This is a genomic window from Streptomyces sp. NPDC089915, assembly GCF_040684675.1.
Taxonomy (GTDB): domain Bacteria; phylum Actinomycetota; class Actinomycetes; order Streptomycetales; family Streptomycetaceae; genus Streptomyces.
This window is the reverse complement of the sequence record NZ_JBFBGN010000340.1, coordinates 1-1777: the sequence shown is the minus strand read 5'-3', so window position 1 is coordinate 1777 and position 1777 is coordinate 1. Positions and strand designations below refer to the sequence as shown.

The window sequence follows — 1777 nt, the reverse complement described above, 5'->3', positions numbered from 1 at the left end:
ACGGCCAGTACCGGGTGTCCGTTGCGCACGGCGTCCGAGAGCCGCTCCACGAGGAGCATCCCGACGCCCTCGCCCCAGCCGGTGCCGTCCGCGCCCTCGGCGAAGGACTTGCAGTGGCCGTCCGCCGCCAGCCCGCGCTGACGGCTGAAGTCGACGAAGGTCTCCGGGGTCGACATGACGGCCACGCCGCCCGCGAGGGCCAGCGTGCACTCGCCGCGCCGCAGAGCCTGCGCGGCGAGGTGCAGCGCGACCAGGGAGGAGGAGCAGGCGGTGTCCACGGTCACCGCCGGGCCCTCCAGACCCAGGGTGTACGAAACGCGGCCCGAGGCCACGCTGCCCGCGCCCGCCGTCCCCCGGAAGCCCTCCAGGCCGTCCGGGATCGCGGAGAGCCGGGCCAGGTAGTCGTGGTACATCAGGCCGGTGAACACGCCGGTCCGGGTGCCCCGGGCCCGCTCGGGGTCGATGCCCGCGTCCTCGAAGGCCTCCCAGGCCGTCTCCAGCAGCAGCCGCTGCTGCGGGTCCATCGCGAGGGCCTCGCGCGGGGAGATCCCGAAGAACCCGGCGTCGAACTCCGCCGCGCCGAGCAGGAACCCGCCCTTGTCCGCGTACGAGGTCCCCGGGTGGTCGGGGTCCGGGTCGAAGAGGTGGTCGAGGTCCCAGCCCCGGTCGCCGGGGAAGGGGGTGATGCCGTCGCGGCCCTCGGCGACCATCCGCCACAGGTCCTCGGGGGATTCGACGCCGCCCGGGTAGCGGCAGCTCATGCCGATGATCGCGACCGGCTCGTCGTCGGCGGCCGCCACCGGGGCGGCCGCCTCCCCGTCGCCGTCCTCCGCGCCCACCAGCTCGGTGCGCAGGAACTCGGCCAGTGCCGCCGGGGTCGGGTGGTCGAAGACCACGGTGGCCGAGAGCCGGATCCCGGTCCGCGAGATCAGCGCGTTGCGGAACTCGACGGCGGTGAGGGAGTCGAAGCCCAGCTCGCGGAAGGCCCGGTCCGGTTCCACGGCGTCCGCGTCGCTGTGCCCCAGCACCTGTGCGGCCTGAGCGCCGACCAGGTCCAGCAGCAGTGACCGCTGCTCGGCCACGGCGAGGCCGGCCAGCCGGTCGGCCCAGGCCGACCCGCCCTGGGCGGTGGCGCCGGACCCGGCCGTGACGGCCCGGCGGCGCGGGGCGGGCACCAGAGCGCGCAGCAGGGCGGGTACCGGGGCGCGGTGGCGCAGGGTGCGCAGGTCGAGGGGGACGGGGACGAGGAGGGGCTCTTCGGTGGCGAGGGCGGCGTCGAAGAGGGCGAGGCCCTGGTCGACGGTCAGCGGGCGGACCCCGGAGCGGCCGATGCGTTCGACGTCCTCGTCGGAGAGGGTGTCGCCCATGCCGCCGACCCCGGCCCACAGGCCCCAGGCCAGGGAGAGGCCGGGCAGTCCGGCGGTGCGGCGCTCGGCCATGAGGGCGTCGAGGGCGCTGTTCGCGGCGGCGTAACCGGCCTGGCCGGCGCCGCCGAACAGGCCGGCGGCCGAGGAGAAGACCACGAACGCGGAGAGACCGGTGTCCCGGGTCAGCTCGTGCAGGTGGTGGGCCGCGTCCGCCTTGGGGTGCAGGACGGCGGAGACGCGCTCGGCGGTGAGGGAGGAGACCACGCCGTCGTCGATGATCCCGGCGGCGTGCAGGACGGCCGTCAGGGGCCGGTCGAGGGAGCCCAGCCTTCGCCTACGAGCAGTTCGAGACGGAGGCCGAGCCGCTGGACGGGCCGACGTACGAGGCCATGTCCAAGGCCGCGCGCGAC

2 pseudogenes are annotated in these 1777 nt (G+C 75.7%); one reads left to right on the top strand and one right to left on the bottom strand.

The features are described from left to right. Positions 1-1682, bottom strand: a pseudogene (locus AB0O29_RS35580) (beta-ketoacyl synthase N-terminal-like domain-containing protein); the annotation flags it as partial. Between the two features lie 11 nt (positions 1683-1693). On the opposite strand from AB0O29_RS35580, the pseudogene AB0O29_RS35575 reads away from it, so the two are divergent. Next, a pseudogene (locus AB0O29_RS35575) lies at positions 1694-1777 on the top strand (carbon-nitrogen family hydrolase); the annotation flags it as partial.